The sequence below is a fragment of the Pseudomonas sp. GW822-FHT02E03 genome (assembly GCF_058802325.1).
On sequence record NZ_JBXAOA010000009.1, the window covers coordinates 147,786 to 165,517 of the forward strand.

General features: G+C 59.1%; 13 protein-coding genes. 6 read left to right on the forward strand and 7 right to left on the reverse strand.

Features of this window, described 5'->3' with window-relative positions; all coding sequences use genetic code 11:
* Positions 1-2 precede the first annotated feature (2 nt).
* On the forward strand, positions 3-1,556 hold the full coding sequence (locus AC1RQB_RS09975; protein ID WP_109790641.1) for a glycosyltransferase family 39 protein: 1,554 nt from the start codon (positions 3-5) through the stop codon (positions 1,554-1,556).
* An 8-nt stretch (positions 1,557-1,564) separates the two neighbouring features.
* Here AC1RQB_RS09975 and AC1RQB_RS09980 read toward each other — a convergent pair whose 3' ends face one another.
* From AC1RQB_RS09980 to AC1RQB_RS10005, 6 genes are all read right to left on the reverse strand, one after another.
* Positions 1,565-1,849 (reverse strand): putative quinol monooxygenase, encoded by a 285-nt coding sequence (locus tag AC1RQB_RS09980; protein ID WP_007905780.1) that lies wholly within the window; start codon positions 1,847-1,849, stop codon positions 1,565-1,567.
* Between the two features lie 406 nt (positions 1,850-2,255).
* Positions 2,256-3,659, reverse strand: coding sequence for an ATP-binding protein (locus AC1RQB_RS09985; RefSeq protein WP_008072306.1), 1,404 nt, complete (start codon positions 3,657-3,659; stop codon positions 2,256-2,258).
* Positions 3,656-5,467, reverse strand: a complete 1,812-nt coding sequence (locus tag AC1RQB_RS09990; protein ID WP_063341416.1) for a DAHL domain-containing protein — start codon at positions 5,465-5,467, stop codon at positions 3,656-3,658. Before AC1RQB_RS09990 ends, AC1RQB_RS09985 begins: the two co-directional genes overlap by 4 nt.
* Positions 5,464-6,423: a cytochrome-c peroxidase gene (locus tag AC1RQB_RS09995; RefSeq protein WP_207267237.1), complete on the reverse strand. Its 960-nt coding sequence runs from the start codon at positions 6,421-6,423 to the stop codon at positions 5,464-5,466. The genes AC1RQB_RS09990 and AC1RQB_RS09995 overlap by 4 nt, the downstream gene beginning before the upstream one ends.
* Before the next feature lie 46 nt (positions 6,424-6,469).
* Positions 6,470-8,344, reverse strand: a complete 1,875-nt coding sequence (locus tag AC1RQB_RS10000) for a putative bifunctional diguanylate cyclase/phosphodiesterase (protein ID WP_063341415.1) — start codon at positions 8,342-8,344, stop codon at positions 6,470-6,472.
* Complete coding sequence (locus AC1RQB_RS10005; protein ID WP_063341414.1) at positions 8,341-10,647, reverse strand: EAL domain-containing protein; 2,307 nt, start codon at positions 10,645-10,647, stop codon at positions 8,341-8,343. The genes AC1RQB_RS10000 and AC1RQB_RS10005 overlap by 4 nt, the downstream gene beginning before the upstream one ends.
* Before the next feature lie 254 nt (positions 10,648-10,901).
* On the opposite strand from AC1RQB_RS10005, the gene nosR reads away from it, so the two are divergent.
* The 4 genes from nosR (at position 10,902) to AC1RQB_RS10025 (ending at position 14,081) form a co-directional block, all read left to right on the forward strand.
* Complete coding sequence (nosR, locus tag AC1RQB_RS10010) at positions 10,902-12,260, forward strand: response regulator c-di-GMP phosphodiesterase, NosR family (protein ID WP_063341413.1); 1,359 nt, start codon at positions 10,902-10,904, stop codon at positions 12,258-12,260.
* A 207-nt stretch (positions 12,261-12,467) separates the two neighbouring features.
* On the forward strand, positions 12,468-12,902 hold the full coding sequence (locus AC1RQB_RS10015; RefSeq protein WP_008072312.1) for an NUDIX hydrolase: 435 nt from the start codon (positions 12,468-12,470) through the stop codon (positions 12,900-12,902).
* Positions 12,903-12,925: 23 nt separating this feature from the next.
* Entirely contained in the window at positions 12,926-13,564 is a 639-nt protein-coding gene (locus AC1RQB_RS10020) for a LysE family translocator (RefSeq protein WP_008072313.1), read from the forward strand.
* A gap of 1 nt (position 13,565) precedes the next feature.
* Positions 13,566-14,081, forward strand: coding sequence for a GNAT family N-acetyltransferase (locus AC1RQB_RS10025; RefSeq protein WP_063341412.1), 516 nt, complete (start codon positions 13,566-13,568; stop codon positions 14,079-14,081).
* 282 nt (positions 14,082-14,363) lie between these two features.
* Here the strand turns inward: AC1RQB_RS10025 and metR are convergent, their stop codons facing one another.
* Positions 14,364-15,281: a transcriptional regulator MetR gene (gene metR / locus AC1RQB_RS10030; protein WP_007898547.1), complete on the reverse strand. Its 918-nt coding sequence runs from the start codon at positions 15,279-15,281 to the stop codon at positions 14,364-14,366.
* Positions 15,282-15,389: 108 nt separating this feature from the next.
* Between metR and metE the strand changes: the two genes are divergently transcribed.
* Positions 15,390-17,702, forward strand: coding sequence for a 5-methyltetrahydropteroyltriglutamate--homocysteine S-methyltransferase (metE, locus tag AC1RQB_RS10035; protein ID WP_063341411.1), 2,313 nt, complete (start codon positions 15,390-15,392; stop codon positions 17,700-17,702).
* The last annotated feature ends 30 nt before the right edge of the window (positions 17,703-17,732 follow it).

A 17,732-nucleotide genomic window follows, 5' to 3' on the forward strand; every position in this document is an offset into this window, starting at 1 on the left:
CGGTGAGCGCCTTTTCGATTCATCCTGAAAGCTTTCCATCCCGGGCTGCCGATGGGGCAGGTCTGTTGGCGGTGATCGTCCTCGCGTTGTTCGCAAGGTTTCACTCCATCACCGTGCCGGTCATCTGGTACGACGAGGCCTACAGCATCTTGCTGGCCGAAGGCTCGCCTGCGTATATCTGGACTACGACGGCACGGGATGTTCATCCGCCGCTTTACTATGTCTTGCTGCATTTGTGGATGTTGCTGTTCGGCAATGGCGTGTTGGCTGCGCGATCCCTGAGTGCACTGGCGGATGTCGGCACGCTGTTGCTGTGCATTAAATTGATGAGTCTGGTGACGACGCGAAAGGCGACCTGGATAGCGGCATTGTTGTTGGCATTGCTACCGATATCGGTGCGCTATAGCCAGGAAGTGCGAATGTACACCTTGCTCGGCTTCTGGCTGATGGGCGCGACCGTGGCGCTGGTGTGCTGGGTCAAGGCACCGGATCAAAAGCGTTATTCGGTTGTTTACGTGCTGCTGATGACGGCTGCTTTCTATACGCACTACTTCGCCGCACTGTGCGTTCTGGTGCATTGGCTTTGTTGGTGGCGAGTGCGAGAGGGCGGTCGGCCCGGGGCAATAACGTTTCGTGCGTGGGTCGTGGCCAACAGCGCAATCGTTGTGCTGTACCTGCCGTGGATTCCTCATTTCATCGATCAATTGTTGCGAATGGACGGGCTCGAGTGGATACCGCCGCTCACTTGGCAAACAGCGCTGACCTTCGTTTGGCAATTGGTGATGATGGAGGGAGAGGTCAGTCATTCATCCCTATGGCGTGTGTTGCCCTCGGTGTTGATCGTTGTTTGCGCCGCTGCGGTGCTGCTCAAGGCACGCCATGAGCGACCTTTCAGCGTCTTGCTGGTGGGCTATTTTTTTGTGCCGGTGTTGAGCGTGTTTCTGGTGTCGCTGATTGTTCCGGTCTTCAACGCCAGGTACCTGGTGTTCGCGGCTGTCGCGTTGCCCCTGATCGTTGCGCTCGCGCTGGACGCATTCAGCCAACGCCATGCCGTTCTTGCCGCTGTCGCCATGGCGTTGGTTTTGTTGGCAGAAGTACACGGGCTTTCGGCGGTCTACGCGCAAACCGATGAGATGAGCGGGACGAGCATTCGCAAAGACGCAAGACTGGACGCCGTGGTCGCAGGGCTTGGCCGCGAAGTACGTCCGGGTGACGAGATCGTTGTGGATAACCTGTATTGGTATTTGCCGTTTACGTACTACAACTCGACCGGTATTCAGCCGAGGCTATACGCTTTCAAACCACCGACAGGCACCCTTTGGGGAACCGCCGAATACGGAGGTTGGGCACTCATCCCCCGTCATTTGCATTCGATTCTCTTCGACGATTTTTCAACTTTGAAACTCAATGCCAAGCGGGTCTGGTGGGTCACGGGCGATGCTCGTCCTGAACACGACGCCTTGTTTCCCAAACACTGGAAACAAGCACTGATGCTAAAGGAAGGGGACAGTGAAGCCCGATTGTTTATCCGAGGGGAAGCGGCAACCCCCCCTTGAGGTTGACGTCAGAACGCATCCATCAGCACAACAATACAATCCTTCGCCTGGTAACCATTGATCTGCGGCACCAGACGCCGAAAATGCTCAGACTGGCAATGAGCATCCAGCGCTGCCTTATTCGGCCATTGTTCGACGAAGATAAAGTGCCCCGGGTCTTTTTGATCGATGAACAGATCGTAAGCAATGCAATCAGGTTCCAGTCGAGTCTTCTCGACCAGTTCGGCGTACCACGGGCGAACGGTTTCAATGTATTCGGGTTTGATGAAATCTTGAGCGATTACTTTCAGCATGGTGTTCTTCCTTGGTGCATGGGTATCTACACATCTTCCCGGATTTTGAGGGTGTACATATCCGTTTTTGCGGTAATGGCCACTTAGGGTTCCGCCCTTACGGCGGGTCACTTGGAAAAGGGCGAGCGACTCAGGAGGGACAGACTCAAACGGTTTCCTTGGGTTCGGACCCGGTAATGGTAGGCAGTGGCATACAGGCTCTTGTGGCGAGGGAGCTTGCTCCCGCTCGGCTGCGCAGCAGTCGCAAAACCTGCTGACGGGCTTTGTCTGACTGAGCGCGTTGTCTGTTTTGGGATCGCTTCGCGATCCAGCGGGAGCAAGCTCCCTCGCCACAGAGATCTCCTGTGGACAGAGATTTCCAGCTTACGGGCGATGGCTATATTGGAGCAACCGGGTAGGAGCGTGCTTATGCTGGCCAGGATTGGCGCACCGGCAACTCGACCCGAAAGGTGCTACCCACCCCGACTTCGCTGCGTACCGAAATATCGCCCTGGTGTTTTTTCACGATGCCATAGGACAGGGACAACCCGAGCCCTGTCCCCTGGCCCACCGGTTTGGTGGTGTAGAACGGGTCGAATATTTTCTGCAGGTTGTCCGGCTCGATACCTATGCCCGTGTCCGCGACCTCGATCGATACCGTTTCACCTTCAAGCCCGGTGCGTAGCGTGATGGTGCCCCGTTCCGGCCCCATTGCCTGAGACGCGTTGACAATCAGGTTCATGATCACCTGATTGATTTGCGATGGCAGGCATTCGATATCGGGCAGCTGTTGAAACTCCTTCACCACATCGGCCTTGTACTTGAGTTCATTGGCAACGATGTTCAAGGTCGACTCGATGCCTTGGTGCAGATTGGTCCACTGCCATTCCTGATTGGAGTCCACGCGGGAGAAGTCTTTCAGGTCTTTGACGATCTGCCCGACGCGGCCGATGCCTTCCTTGGATTCCTTGATCAGCAGGGGAATGTCTTCACGCAGAAAGTCCAGTTCCACCCGTTCACGCAACTGACTGAGTTGCTCGATGACCTCGCTTGAGCCAATGGCGTTTTCCGCCTCCCGATAGGCATCGAGCATGTCCTGCAGTTGTTTGAAGTAGCCATCGAGGGCGCCGAGGTTGGAGGAAATGAAGCCGATGGGGTTATTGATTTCGTGGGCGACGCCCGCCGCCAGTTGCCCCAGCGAAGCGAGTTTTTCCGACTGCACCAATTGGGATTCAAGCTGTTTACGCTCGTCGATTTCCCGCTGCAACGCCTCGCTGGCTTGCTTGAACTGGGCCGTGCGCTGATCCACCAGATGCTCCAGATGGCTCATCTGAATAGACGCCCGCTCGGTCATCTCCCATTTGGTGAGCAGGGTATTGGCCATCTGCTGGACTTCAATGTTGTCGAACGGTTTTTTCAGAATCAGCAGGCGATCATGGGCGTGCAAGCGTTCCAGCAGTTCATCCCACGAATAGTCGGAATAGGCAGTACACACCACCACTTGCAGCTGCGGGTCTTCCTGCCACAGGTGCTCGATGGTCTGCGCACCGTCCCAGCCTTCAGGCATGCGCATGTCGACGAAGGCCAGGGCGTAGGGGCGGTTTTCCTGTAAGGCTTGAGTGAGTTTGCCCAGACCCTCCTGACCGCCATAGGCCGAGTCCAGCTCGAACAGCAGGTTGGTGGATTTCACTTCGCTGCCGAACAGCGCGGCCTCCATTTCGTCCAGTTCTACATGCAGTGCCGACGTTGGGGTGAGGATCTTGCGAAAGTCTTCATGGATGGACGGCGTGTCGTCGATCAGCAGAATGCGTCGGTTCGAAAGATCGCTCATGCTTCCTCCATGACGGTTTTCAACGGGATCTGCAAAGTGAACAGTGCGCCTTTGCCCGGCCCGTCGCTGTGGGCGGTGAGATGGCCGTTCATCTCGATCGCGGCCAAGGCACAGCTGTGCAGGCCGAAGCCGTGACCTTCCTTGCGGGTGGTAAAACCGTGGGCAAAGATCCGCGTCATGTTCTCCGGCTCGATGCCTTCGCCATCATCCTTGACGCTGATTTGCAGAATTGTGTCTTCGACGACTTTCACCCCAAGGGTCATTTGCCGCGGGCGGTTGCTGAGGTCAGTCATGGCGTATTTGGCGTTGCTGATCAGGTTGATCAGGATCAGCAACAATCGGTGTTTGTCGCCCATGATTTGCGGTACGTCACCGTACTCCTTGACCACCGTGACGTGATGCCGGGTCAGGGCGCCGGCGTTCATCCGCAGGGCGTCCTCCAGCAGTTCGCTGACGTGCAACGGTTCCATCAGGCTGTTGGCTCCCGCGTAGGACTGCTGGGTGGCGACGATGTCCTTGATGTGGTCGACGCTTTTGCTCAGTTGCGCGAGTTCGTCGGTCATGCCTTGTTGTTCAAGGGCAATGGCATCCACCAGTTGGTTCAGATAACCGGGTAGCAGTTTTCCTTTCTCGTCCTGGGTCAGGAAGGCGCCCAGGTCGTCTTGATGCGCGTTGATCAGCTGCATCGCCTTGCCCAGTCCCTGGGCCTTGCTGTTACGCAGCTTGCGGGTGACCAGGTCGGCCGAGATGTTCACGCTGTTGAGCACGTTGCCGACGTTGTGCAGCACATTGGTGGCGATTTCAGCCATGCCGGCCTGGCGCGCGGTGTCGAGCAGTTCGCTCTGGGTATCCTTGAGTTCGCGGGTGCGCTCCTCGACCCGTTGTTCGAGGACGTCGTTGGCGGTTTGCAGTTCCTTGTTGACCCGGTTGGTCTCCCCGAAGCTGCGCATCAGGCGAATGGCCAAGTACACCAGCACCATCACCAGCAACGTCGAAAATACCAACATGTAGAGGTGGTAGCGCCGGTTGGCTGCATCGGTTTGCTGCTGATCCTTGTTCAGCAGCGCAGTAATGTCGTCCAGCCGTGCAGCCACGGGAACGGCTTCGATGTTTTCCAGCAGCCGATTGACCACGGGTTGTTCGCGCAGGATCAGCGCGATGTGATTGCTCAAGACATCGATCGGGCTATGAAACTGTTCCGGTAATCGTTCCTTGTTCACCTGCAGTTTGTTCAGCCCGACCAGGATATCGGCTGCTTTGTCGTTGGAGGTGACCTGGGCGAACTCCAGGCTGCTGAGCAGCAAGTCGTAGGTGTCGGTGGCGATGTTCTGTAGTTGCAGTTTGTCTTCGTCGACCAGTTGGGTAAGCGGTTCCTGGATGTCGTCTTCAGCGGTGGGCAGAAACGCCAGCGAGTTGCGCAGCACAGCGTTGTGGGATTTGAACTGCTCCACCAGCCGGGTTTTTTCCTGAATGGCGGCGTGGTAAGCCTCATGGCTGGCACGCCAGATCGGCGAGTCATTGCGACCATGACCGGATTCCATGTTCTCGAACCGCTCCCACAGGTGCGTTATCTCGGTCAGCGGTGCAACCAACGGGTCGTAGTTGTGGCTGATGGCAATCCTGGCCTTGAGAATCTCGGTTTCCCACTGCGCGTTGAACTGTTTGATCCGGCCAATCAGGTCCCGGGACTCGGCGTACGTCGAGGTCTGGTCGGAGCTTGATTTGAGGTACAGAAACAGCAGTGTCGAGGCCAGCAACACGGCCACGCCACTGAGCAACAAGAGGTTGCGACGCTGGTACGTTTTCATAAAGATTTGCCTCCCCACTCACCGGTCAGGGTCTTGAGGAATTTGATGATCAAGGTCTTGTCCTTGTCAGAGGGCACGCGACCGAGCTGGAACTTGAACATCACGTCTACCGCGTCTTCTAGGGTCTTGGCCGAGCCGTCGTGAAAATACGGCGCGGTCACGGCGACGTTGCGCAGGCTCGGAACCTTGAACACGTTGCGGTCTTCTTCGGCCTTGGTGACCAGATAGCGGCCCAGATCGGCTTCGGTGGGGTTGCCCCGAATCTGGAAGTAATCGCCCATGACCCCGAATTTCTGGAACATGTTGCCGCCGATATTGACCCCCTGATGGCAGGCGATGCAGCCGTAGTCCTTGAAGCGTTGGTAACCGTACTTCTCCTCGATCGTCAGAATCTCGGTGTTGCCCAACAGGTATTGGTCGAAACGCGAGTTGGCGCTGATCAGCGTGCGCTCATAGGTGGCCAGGGCTTTTTGCACATTGTTCATGGTCACGCCGTCAGGGTAGGCCTGGGCGAAAGCGCTTTTGTAAGCCGGGTCGGCGGTCAGTGTCCGAACGACATGCTCCCAATGACTGCCCATTTCGCTGGGGCTCTGCACCACTTCGTGGACTTGTGTTTCCAGAGTGTCGGCGCGGCCGTTCCAGAATTGCCGGAAATTCAGACTTGCGTTGAAGACGCTGGGGGTGTTGATCGTCAAGGGGGCGCCGTTGAAGCCGATGGAAAACGCCTGGGCGTCGGCGCCTCCACTTTCCAGACGATGGCAACTGGCGCAGGACAGGGTGTTATTGACCGACAGGCGTGGCTCGTTGAACAACCGGCGACCGAGTTCGACTTGCAAGGGATTCTGCTGGGGCACTGCGGGCAAGGGTTTGAGTGGTTCGTCCAGCGGTGCGCCGTTGGCTATCAGACAACATCCGAGTAGGGGCGCAAGAAGCAGGTAGTAGAAGGGGCTCGACATCTTATGATTCCTTGGCGCAGGGGGCCTGGGTGTCGTTGCACGTCGTTTATCTGGTAGTGGATGGAGCGGGCTGCACGGACGTCAGGTATTGCACGAAGGCCTCCGGCTCCACGGCTTTGCTGAAGTAATAACCCTGGCCTTCCTCGCATTGGAGGGCCTTGAGAAAATTCAATTGCTCGAGGGTTTCCACCCCTTCGGCAATGACGGTCAGTTTGAGGCTCTTGCCCAGGCTGATGATGGCGCTGACCAGGGCCGCGTCATTGCTGTCACGGCTCAGGCCACGAATGAATGACTGGTCGATTTTCAACACATCGATGGGAAACCGTTGCAGGTAACTCAGGCTCGAATAGCCGGTGCCGAAGTCATCGATAGCCAGCCGTACGCCCAATGCCTTGAGCCGATTCAGCGCGAGCATCGTGGCATCGACGTTCTGCATCAATACGCCTTCGGTAATTTCCAGCTCCAGCAAGGTGGGGTCCATACCGGTTTGCTTGAGTATCTGTTCGATCCCTTTGACAAAGTCCCGCTGACGGAAATCGATGGCCGACACGTTCACCGACATGCAGAGTCTCGGCAGACCTTTCGCCTGCCAGGCGCAGGCTTGTTGACAGGCCTGGGCGAGCACCCATTTGCTCAACGGTACGATCAAGCCGCTGTCCTCGGCCACACCGATGAAATCTGTCGGGTAAACCCAGCCTTGCCCCGGCTTTTGCCAGCGGATCAATGCCTCGGCGCCGACCACCTTGCCGCTGCCCAGGTCAAGTTTGGGCTGGTAGTGCAGGACAAATTCGTTGCGTTCCAGCGCCAGGCGAATACCCGACTCGATGCTCTGCTGTTCCCGGGCGCGCTGGTTCATCTCATCGATGAAAAAGCTGAAATCGTTCGGGCCGCTTTCCTTGACGTTGCGCATGGCGGTTTCGGCTTTTTTGATCAGTGCAATGGCATCGAAACCGTCCTCGGGGTAGATGCTGATGCCCAGGCTGGCCGTCACGCTCAGGTCGTGGCCGGCAATGTGTTGAGGCGCGCGTATGGCGTTCAAGAGCTTTTCGGCGATGCCCTTGGTCTGTTGGGGGTGATGGATGTCAGCCAGGATCACCACAAACTCATCGGAGCCGTAACGAAACACCGAGTCGGATGCGCGCACGCAGGCCACCAGATTGTGCCCGACACGTTTGAGCATCTCGTCACCGGTCGGGTGACCCAAGGCATTGTTGATGCGCTTGAAACGATCGAGCCCCAGAAACATCACCGCCAGTTGTTTGTCATGGCGTCGCGACAGGGCCAATGACTGGTTCAGCCGGTCGCCCAGCAAGGTGCTGTTGGGCAATTCGGTCAATACGTCGTACTGCAACAAGTGCGACACCTTGAGCAGCTCATGGACCCGGGCCTCAATGGTTTGCTCCAGTGTTTGCACTTTCATGGCCGCGTCCTGCGCCATCTGCCACTTCCAGGTCAAGGCGCTAGCCATCTGGCGGATTTCCAGGCTGTCGAAAGGTTTTTTCAGCACCAGCAACTGATCGCCGAACTCCAGTCGTTCGGCCATGGCTTCCCAGGTGTAATCGGAGAAGGCCGTGCACAGCGCGATTTGCAAGTGAGGATCAGCCTTCCAGAGCTGTTCGATGGTTTCCAGGCCATCCCAGCCCGGGGGCATGCGCATGTCGGTGAACGCCATGGCGTAAGGGCGACCTTGTGCCTGGGCGCGCTTGACCAGTTCGAGCGCTTCCTCGCCCTGATAGGCGGAGTCGAGCTGGAATATCAGCCGTGCCGACTGCGGGCTGCCGAACAGCGCTGCTTCAGTGCCGGCGAGGGTTTGTTCGTCGTCGGTATCCGGGCCGAGAATCTTGCGAAAGTCCTGATGGATCGAAGGCGTGTCGTCGATGATCAGAATGCGTCGGTTGGCCTGGACGGACGGAGTCTTCATTCCTTGTCCTCCGCAGCACGCCTCGGGTCGTCGCGCATCGCTGCGGTTCCGAGGCTGGCATGCACGATACTCCCGGCTTTCAGCAGCTCGGCGGCCTGCTGGCTGCTGACCGCTTGGCTGAAGTAGTGACCCTGGGCGTTCATCGGTGAGCCGGTGGCTATCAGCGAGCGGCGTTGCTCCTGGGTTTCGACACCTTCGGCGATGATGCCGATCCCGACATCGCGGGCGAAATTGATGATAGCCCGCAGGGTGGTGGCACTGGCCGCGTCGTGGGCGGCGGTGTCGATGAACGCCTGAGCGAGTTTCAGGTGATTGACCTGGTAAGTCTTGAGGTAGTCGAACGAAGAGTATTCGGTGCCGAAGTCATCGATGGCGATCTTCACCCCCAGTTCATGCAGGCGCGGCAGGATATCGTTGTGCGTCCACTTGGTCTGGGCCAGGGTCGCTTCGGTGACGTCGAAACGCAGGTCCCACGGGCACAGTTCCCAGCGCGCGGTGGTGCGCAACACGTCATAGATCAGCTCGGGACCACTCTTGAGCTGGGCCAGGGACAGTTTGATCGCCACCACCGGTGGCGCCATGCCTTCGTCTCGCCACTGGCGCATTTGCCGACAGGCGCGCTCCAGCACCCAGTGACCGAGGGCGATGATGATGCCGGTCTTTTCCGCAGCGGGCAAAAACGCCGGGGCTTCCAGTAAACCGCGTATGGGGTGGTTCCAGCTGACCTGCGCTTCCATGCCGAGGATCTTGCCACTGCTCAGGTCCACTTCCGGCCAGTAACGCAGTTCGAGTTCGTCGTGTTCGATAGCCTTTTTCAGGTCGTTGGCGATGGTCATGCGCTCGACCACTTCCTGATTGATCTCCTCGGAGTGGAAGTGGTACTGGTTGCGGCCCTTTTCCTTGGAGCGATACAGCGCCATGTCGGCCTGGGTCAACAGGCTGTCCGCGCTGAGACTGGCCGGGGCGTAGCTGCTGATGCCGATGCTGACCGAGACCCGCACATCATTGCCGGCCAGGGAATAGGGCAGCACCAGTGCATCGCGGACCTTGGCGGCCAGGGCTGCTGATTGGGTCGGGTCGCCGACGTCCAGTTGCAGGATCGCGAACTCGTCGCCACCCAGGCGGGCGACCACGTCGTTTTCGCGCACGCAATTTTTGATGCGCCTGGCAACCTCCTGCAGCAACAGGTCGCCCACCGGGTGGCCCAGGGTGTCGTTGATGCGTTTGAAGTGATCCAGGTCCAGGTAAAACATGGCGAACGGTGTGGCCCCGCGCCGGGCGGCGGCGAACGCCTGGTGCAGCCGCTCGATCAGCGTCGCGCGGTTGGCCAGCCCGGTCAGCCCGTCGGTGCGGGCCAACAGGGCGATTTTTTCCTCGGCCAGTTTGCGTTCGGTGACGTCGATGATGATGCCTTCGACTTCCAGCAAGCGGCCCTCATCGTCGCGCACCGGGATATAGCGGTTTTCGACCCAGCGCCAGTCACCGTCGCCGGTGCGCATCCGAAACTCGATGGAAGCACCTGACGCATGGCGGTCCAGTACCCTGGCCATCGCCGTATCGACTTTTGCCTGATCGTCAGGATGGATCAGCTCCTGCGCCCAATTGGCCGACGCCACCAAGGCCGCCGCGATGTGGCCGTATTTGGTGATGTTGTGGGAGATGTACATCAACGGGAACGACGGTTCGCCCCGCAGCCGATACAGAATGGTCGGGCTGTTCTGCACGATGATGTTGGCGTCGGACAATTCCCGGGTGCGCTCTTCGACCGCGTGCTCCAGCAAGGACATCTTCAGCGCCGCGTCTTCGGTCATTTGCCACTTGGCGGTCAATGCGCTGGCCATCTGACGAATCTCGATGGCATCGAAGGGTTTTTTCAGGATAAGCAGGCGATCGCCCAGTTCCAGACGCTCGGCGATGTCTTCCCAGGAATAGTCGGAATACGCGGTGCAGAGCGCCACCTGCAACTTGGGATCGACCTGCCACAGGCGTTCGATGGTTTCCAGGCCGTCCCAGCCCGGCGGCATGCGCATGTCGATAAAGGCCATTGCGTAGGGCGAGTCATTCGCCAGTGCGCTCTCGACCTTGTCCAGCGCTTCGCGGCCCTGAAACGCGGAATCGATGACGAAACTTTGCAACGATACCGACACAGGGGTACCGAACAGGGCGTTTTCGGCGCTGATCAGGCTGTCGTCTTCGATCGATGGCGGGCTGAGAATCTTGGCAAAATCCTCATGGATCGACGCCGTGTCATCGACAATGAGAATCCGACGATTAATACGCGCAAGCAGCGTATTCACTGACATGCGCCTGTGCCGACAGCAGGTTGGTGCAATGAGTTCATAGAGGGTATCCCTTCCCTGATCGCAGGATGAAGCGGGTATCGTTTGGATCCGAGTGATCTGAGCATAGTCGCCCGGCCAGAAATGCGCCCGGTTGACTGAAGCGAATCATTTCCGGGGACGGGCTGAAAATCATCTAGCCTGTAAGTCAGGCTCGGGGCGCCAGGACGTTTGCCCCGCGCGTGACATGAAGACACACGTTTTCTTGAGGTAATGCCATGGAAGAGCAACTCCCCACGACTGAGACCTATAAACCCAAGTTACTGCTGGTCGACGATGAGGAGTCGATTCTCAACAGTCTGCGCCGTCTGCTGCGCGGTCAGCCCTACGAGGTGCTGCTGGCCACTAGCGGTGCCCAGGCGCTGGAGATCATGGCGCAGCAGCCGATCGATCTGGTGATGAGTGACGCGCGCATGCCCAATATGGACGGTGCCACGCTGCTGGCTCATGTCCATCAGCGTTACCCCGACACTCTGCGGATCATGCTGACGGGGTATGCCGATCCGTCGGTCATTATCAAAGCCATCAATGGAGGGCAGATTCATCGTTACATCAGCAAACCCTGGCACGATGAGGAAATGCTGCTGACCCTTCGACAATCACTTGCCTATCAGCATTCCGAGCGTGAACGCTTGCGTCTGGTGCAGGAGACGTGGGATCAGAACGAGAAATTGAAGCTGCTCAACGCCACCCTGGAAAAACACGTCGCAGCCCGCACCAGCGAGCTGCAGCAGACCGCCGACATGCTGGACCTGGCCTACGAAGAGCTCAAACGCAGCTATGTCACGGGCACCGAGGTGTTTTCGTTGCTGGCCAACCTGCGCCTGCCGCCCGCCAAACAGACCAACCGGCAGATCATCGAACTGGTGCGGGTGTACTGCAAACTGCATGGCCTGGACGAAGGCAGCAGTCGTGACCTGACCATGGCCGCGGCGCTTTACAACATCGGGAAGTTGAGCTGGACCGACAGCATGATGAGCACGCCCTCGGACCTGCTGCATCACAATGACCGCGAGCGCTATCGGGGGTACCCGAAGCAGAGTGAGTCGCTGCTGATGACGCTCGACCCAATGAAGGATGCCGCCCGGCTGATCCTGCATCATCAGGAGCGTTGGGACGGCAGCGGTTTTCCGGATCGGCTCAAGGGCGAAGCGATTCCGTTCGGTTCGCGGTTGCTGAAACTGGCGGTGGATTTCATCGAGTTGCAGCGCGGGCTGATCCTCGAACGGCAGATGAACAGCGATGAAGCCCTGGTGTACATCCGCCAGTACGCCGGTCGCCTCTACGACCCGGAACTGGTGGAGGATTTCATTCAGGTCTGCGCCACTTATCTGAGCGACGTGACGCTGGCCGATCCGACGGTCAAGGTGCTGACCACCCGGGATCTGGCGGCGGGCATGATCCTGGCGCGCAATCTCAACGCCGACAACGGCATGCTGCTGCTCAATGCCGGCAAGGTGCTGAATGGGCCGCTGGTGGAGAAGTTGATCGCTTTCGAGGCGATGGAAGGTGCCAGGTACAGCATATTTGTGAAAGTGCCGGAGGAAGTGGAGGGCGCGCTTCTCGAGACGAGCTAAGTGTTCAAGGCTCAACACTGATCCCCTGTGGGAGCGGGCTTGCTCGCGAAGACGGTTTTATATTCAACATTAATGTTGGCTGATACACCGCTTTCGCGAGCAAGCCCGCTCCCACATTATTTGGCGCTCGGCAGATAGTTTTCGGCGTGACGAAGAACCAATGCTCATGTGATCCTTGCACCCTTTACCCAAGGCCAATCCTGATCCATGACGCTTCCATCCGCCGCTTCACCCCGCCTCATCCGCATCGCCGCTGCCCTGCTGATCGGCCCCGACGGTCGCACCCTGCTGGTGCGCAAGCGCGGTACCCAGGCGTTCATGCAGCCGGGAGGCAAGATCGAGGCCCGTGAGCAACCGGCCCATGCCCTCGCTCGGGAGCTGGAAGAGGAACTGGGACTGGTCATCGATCCGGCGCAAGCCGCCTACCTGGGACAATTCTCGGCCCCGGCCGCCAATGAGCCGGGTTTTGTCGTACAAGCCGAACTCTTTCAATTGACCATCGACTCACACGTTTCCCCTGCGGCGGAAATCGAAGAGGTGCGCTGGATCGATCCGGCCACCGACGGCGATGTCATGCTGGCGCCATTGACACGGGACCAGATATTGCCGTTTTATCGAGCCTCACTGAACGAAACCGCTTGATCGTCCAAGGACGGAGGATGCCCATGATCCCGCTTCAAGATTTGCTGATTTTCGCCGCGGCGGCGCTGCTGATGGTACTCACGCCCGGGCCAAACATGATCTACCTGATCTCTCGTTCAATTTGCCAGGGGCGCAAGGCCGGAGTGACTTCGTTGCTGGGCGTGGTCGCGGGGTTTTTAGTGCACCTGTTCGCGGCCGCTGCGGGTTTGACCGCGGTGTTCGTGGCAGTGCCGATGGCCTATGAAGTGTTGAAGTGGGCCGGTGCGTTGTACCTGCTGTGGCTGGCCTGGCAGGCGGTCAAGCCCGGTGCGCGTTCGCCGTTCGAGGCGCAGCAGTTGCCAGCGGACTCGTCCCGCAAGCTGATCACCATGGGCTTTCTCACCAGCGCGCTGAACCCGAAAATCGCGGTGTTTTACCTGTCGGTGTTTCCGCAGTTCATTACCCCTGAGCACGGTTCGGTGTTCACCCAGAGCATCATCCTCGGCCTGACCCAGATCAGCGTGAGCTTCAGCGTCAATCTGCTGATCGCGCTGTTTGCCGCGGGCATCGCGTCCTGGTTCGTCAACAACCCGAACTGGCTGGCGATGCAGCGTTACTTCATGGGCTTCGTGCTGTCCGGGCTGGCGGTGCGCTTGATGCTCGAGCAGCGGCGAGTGGCCTGAAATGTGGATTCAACGGCTTGATGCCAGCCACGCCCTGGATTACCGGGCGTTGATGCTCGAAGCCTATGACTTGCATCCCCAGGCGTTCACCTCCAGCGTGCGCGAGCGCGCGGTGATGCCGCTGAGTTGGTGGGAATCGCGCCTGACCGGCAAGCTGGACGTAGTGTTCGGGGCGTTCGAGAAGGGTGAGCTGGCGGGCATCGTCGGCCTGGCCTTCGAGTCTCGGGAAAAGGCCCGGCACAAGGCGACGTTGTTCGGCATGTACGTTTCAGGGGCGGTTCGGCAGCGCGGGCTCGGCTATCAACTGGTTCAGGCAGCGTTGGCTGAAGCACAGACCCATCAGGGCCTGAGGCTGATCCAGTTGACCGTTACCGCAGGCAACGAAGCCGCCTTCAAGCTGTATCAGCGATGCGGCTTCGTGCAGTTCGGGCTTGAGCCACTGGCAGTGCGGGTCGGTGAGGACTACTTCGACAAGATCCACATGTGGCGCGAGATCACCTCTGAGCCTTTGCCATAAGAGCTGTTGTGGCGAGGGGGCAAGCCCCCTCGCCACAGGTTCTTCGCTAGCATCGGGGGCGCCAAGCCTGTGCCGTGAGATCTGAAACCACCCCGATCCTACACACAGGGGATCTGCAATGACCCCATTTTTTGTGAACCCCGCAGATCCAATGTGGGAGCGGGCTTGCTCGCGAAAGCGGTAGGTCAGCCAACATTTATGTTGAATATGAACCCGCCTTCGCGAGCAAGCCCGCTCCCACATTTGATCATCATTGCCCCAGCCATTTCGGGTGACAGAGCATTAGCGAACTGCACTAACCCCGTCCAGCGTCGAAAACGACGTGTCCTTGGCCGTCAGCAAAAAGTCGCGCATGTAGGGGGCATCCAGCATGTCGGCGCGAATGCCGGCGTAGAGCGTCGCGAACAAGCCTTTCTCACCCAGTCGCTTGGCCTTCACATAGCCCCGTGAACTGTATTCATGCAGCGCCCAATGAGGCATGCCGCAGACGCCGCGACCGCTGGCCACCAGTTGCATCATCATCACCGTCAGTTCCGAGGTGCGCACCTGGGCCGGTTCGATGTCGGCCGGTTCCAGGAAGCGGGTGAAGATGTCCAGCCGATCACGCTCCACCGGGTAGGTGATCAAGGTTTCCGTCAGCAGATCTTCGGGCACGATGTACGGCTTGCTCGCCAGGCGATGCTGGTTAGCCACCGCGAGCATGGCTTCGTAGGTGAACAACGGCACGTAAGTGATCCCGACCAGTTCCAGCGGATCGGAGGTCACCACCAGGTCCAGGTCGCCTCGGGCCAGCGCCGGCAGCGGGGCGAAGGAGAACCCCGAGGCCAAGTCCAGCTCGACTTCCGGCCAGGCGTCGCGGAACTGGTCGATGGTCGGCATCAGCCACTGAAAGCAACTGTGGCACTCGATCGCCATGTGCAAACGCCCCGCCGTGCCGCCGGCCAGCCGCGCAATGTCACGCTCGGCGCCGCGCAGTAGCGGCAGGGTGGCGTCGGCCAGTTGCAGCAGGCGCAAGCCGGCACTGGTGAAGCGCACCGGTTTGGTCTTGCGCACGAACAACGGCATGCCCATGCGCTCTTCCAGCTCCTTGAACTGGTGGGACAGTGCCGACTGGGTCAGGTGCAGGCGGTCGGCCGCATCCACCAGGCTGTCGGCTTCGCGCAAGGCGTGCAGGGTTTTCAGGTGACGGATTTCAAGCACCGGGGGCTCCATGAGGAAAACTTGTGATCAACACGAAAAGGTTGAGTTTGTCTCATGTTGGGTGGGCTGTCGACAATAGCACCATCTTTTATAGGGAGGAATCTCACCATGGCCTTGGCCCACACACTTGGTTTTCCGCGCATCGGCGCTGACCGCGAATTGAAAAAAGCCCTCGAGGCCTACTGGAAGGGCGACCTCGATCAGGACGCATTGAAAAGCGTCGGTCGCCACCTGCGCGCCACCCATTGGCAATTGCAGAAAGACGCTGGCATCGACCTGCTGCCCGTGGGCGACTTCGCCTGGTACGACCAGGTACTGACTCACTCCCTGACCTTCGGCGTGATCCCCGAGCGTTTTGACAGTGCCAAGGATGAACGTGGCCTGCCGACCCTCGACACCCTGTTCGCCATGGCCCGTGGCGCTACCGCAGCCTGCTGCGGCGGTGAACATACCCAGGCGCAATACGCCCAAGAACTGACCAAATGGTTCGACACTAACTACCATTACCTGGTCCCGGAATTCACCGCTGATCAACAGTTCAAACTGAGCTGGGAACAGCTGTTCGACGAAGTCGACGAAGCCAAAGCCCTGGGCCACAACGTCAAACCGGTGATCATCGGCCCGTTGACTTACCTGTGGCTGGGCAAGGCCAAAGGCAATGACTTCGACAAGCTCGACCTGCTGGAGCGCCTGCTGCCGATCTACGGCGAAATTCTCGGTCGCCTCGCAGCCCAAGGCGTGGAGTGGGTGCAGATCGACGAACCGATCCTCACCCTCGACCTGCCACAAGCCTGGAAAAACGCCTTCGAACGCGCCTATCACATCCTCCAATACTCGCCGCTGAAAAAACTCGTGGCGACTTATTTCAGTGGCCTGGAAGACAACCTCGGCCTGGCTGTCAGCCTGCCAGTGCAAGGCTTGCACATCGACGCGGTGCGCGCACCGGATCAACTTGGCCAGGTGCTGGATCGTCTGCCGACCTACAAGATTCTCTCGGTGGGTCTGGTTAACGGCCGCAACGTCTGGCGCTGCGAGCTAGAGCAAGTCCTCGCGCAACTGCAGCCAGCCCAGGAACGCTTTGGCGATAACTTGTGGGTCAGCAGTTCCTGCTCGCTGCTGCACAGCCCGGTGGACCTGGACCGTGAAGACAAACTCGACCCCGAACTGAAAAGCTGGCTGGCGTTTGCCGTGCAGAAGTGCGGTGAAATTGCCGTGCTGCGTGATGCCCTCAACGATCCGCAATCGCCCAAAGTGCAAACCGCCCTGGCTGAAAGCCGCACCATTGCGGCCAGTCGCGCTCAGTCTCCGCGTATCCACAAAGCGGATGTGCAGGCCCGAATCAATGCCATCGGCGCAGCGGACAGCCAACGCCTCTCACCATTTACCAAACGCATCGCACAACAACAGGCACGGCTGAAACTGCCGGCGTTCCCGACCACCACCATCGGTTCGTTCCCACAAACCGCTTCGATCCGTCTGGCGCGCCAGGCCTTCAAGCAAGGCAAGCTGTCGGCCAACGATTACACCGACGCCATGCACAGCGAAATCCGCCACGCCGTGCAAATCCAGGAACGCCTGGGCCTGGACGTGCTGGTGCACGGTGAAGCCGAGCGCAACGACATGGTCGAGTACTTTGCCGAGCAACTGGACGGCTACTTGTTCACCCGGTTCGGCTGGGTCCAGAGCTACGGTTCGCGCTGCGTTAAACCGGCGATTATTTACGGCGATCTGAGCCGTCCGAAGCCGATGACCGTCGACTGGATCACCTACGCCCAGAGCCTCACCGACAAAGTCATGAAAGGCATGCTCACCGGCCCTGTGACCATGCTGATGTGGTCGTTCCCGCGCGAAGACGTCTCGCGCAAAATTCAGGCGCAGCAACTGGCCCTGGCCTTGCGTGATGAAGTGGTGGACCTGGAAAACGCCGGCATCAAGATCGTGCAGATCGACGAAGCCGCGTTCCGTGAAGGGCTGCCACTGCGCCGGGCGCAATGGCAGGAATACCTGGACTGGGCGGTGGAAGCCTTCCGCTTGAGTGCATCGGGCGTGCGTGACGAAACCCAGATACACACCCACATGTGCTACAGCGAATTCAACGACGTGATCGAGTCCATCGCCGCCATGGACGCCGACGTGATCACCATTGAAACCTCGCGCTCGGACATGGAATTGCTGGAAGCCTTCGAAGCGTTCGACTACCCCAACGACATCGGCCCGGGCGTCTACGACATCCACTCGCCACGGGTGCCGGACACGGTCGAGATGGTCAAATTGATGAGCAAAGCCGTGAAGCGCATTCCAGCCGAGCGCTTGTGGGTCAACCCCGATTGCGGTTTGAAAACCCGCGCCTGGCCGGAAACCGAAGCAGCGCTGGTAAACATGGTCGCGGCAGCACGGCAGTTGCGTAGCCAGCTGGCGTGAAGCGCCAGGAAGGAGCGGGGTAATCCCGCT

Bases quoted from the DNA above. Each gene is read 5' to 3' on its own strand.
- AC1RQB_RS09980 (WP_007905780.1), bottom strand. From the start codon at position 1,849: ATGCTGAAAGTAATCGCTCAAGATTTCATCAAACCCGAATACATTGAA.
- AC1RQB_RS09985 (WP_008072306.1), bottom strand. From the start codon at position 3,659: ATGAGCGATCTTTCGAACCGACGCATTCTGCTGATCGACGACACGCCG.
- AC1RQB_RS09990 (WP_063341416.1), bottom strand. From the start codon at position 5,467: ATGAAAACGTACCAGCGTCGCAACCTCTTGTTGCTCAGTGGCGTGGCC.
- AC1RQB_RS09995 (WP_207267237.1), bottom strand. From the start codon at position 6,423: ATGTCGAGCCCCTTCTACTACCTGCTTCTTGCGCCCCTACTCGGATGT.
- AC1RQB_RS10000 (WP_063341415.1), bottom strand. From the start codon at position 8,344: ATGAAGACTCCGTCCGTCCAGGCCAACCGACGCATTCTGATCATCGAC.
- AC1RQB_RS10005 (WP_063341414.1), bottom strand. From the start codon at position 10,647: ATGTCAGTGAATACGCTGCTTGCGCGTATTAATCGTCGGATTCTCATT.
- nosR (WP_063341413.1), top strand. From the start codon at position 10,902: ATGGAAGAGCAACTCCCCACGACTGAGACCTATAAACCCAAGTTACTG.
- AC1RQB_RS10015 (WP_008072312.1), top strand. From the start codon at position 12,468: ATGACGCTTCCATCCGCCGCTTCACCCCGCCTCATCCGCATCGCCGCT.
- AC1RQB_RS10020 (WP_008072313.1), top strand. From the start codon at position 12,926: ATGATCCCGCTTCAAGATTTGCTGATTTTCGCCGCGGCGGCGCTGCTG.
- AC1RQB_RS10025 (WP_063341412.1), top strand. From the start codon at position 13,566: ATGTGGATTCAACGGCTTGATGCCAGCCACGCCCTGGATTACCGGGCG.
- metE (WP_063341411.1), top strand. From the start codon at position 15,390: ATGGCCTTGGCCCACACACTTGGTTTTCCGCGCATCGGCGCTGACCGC.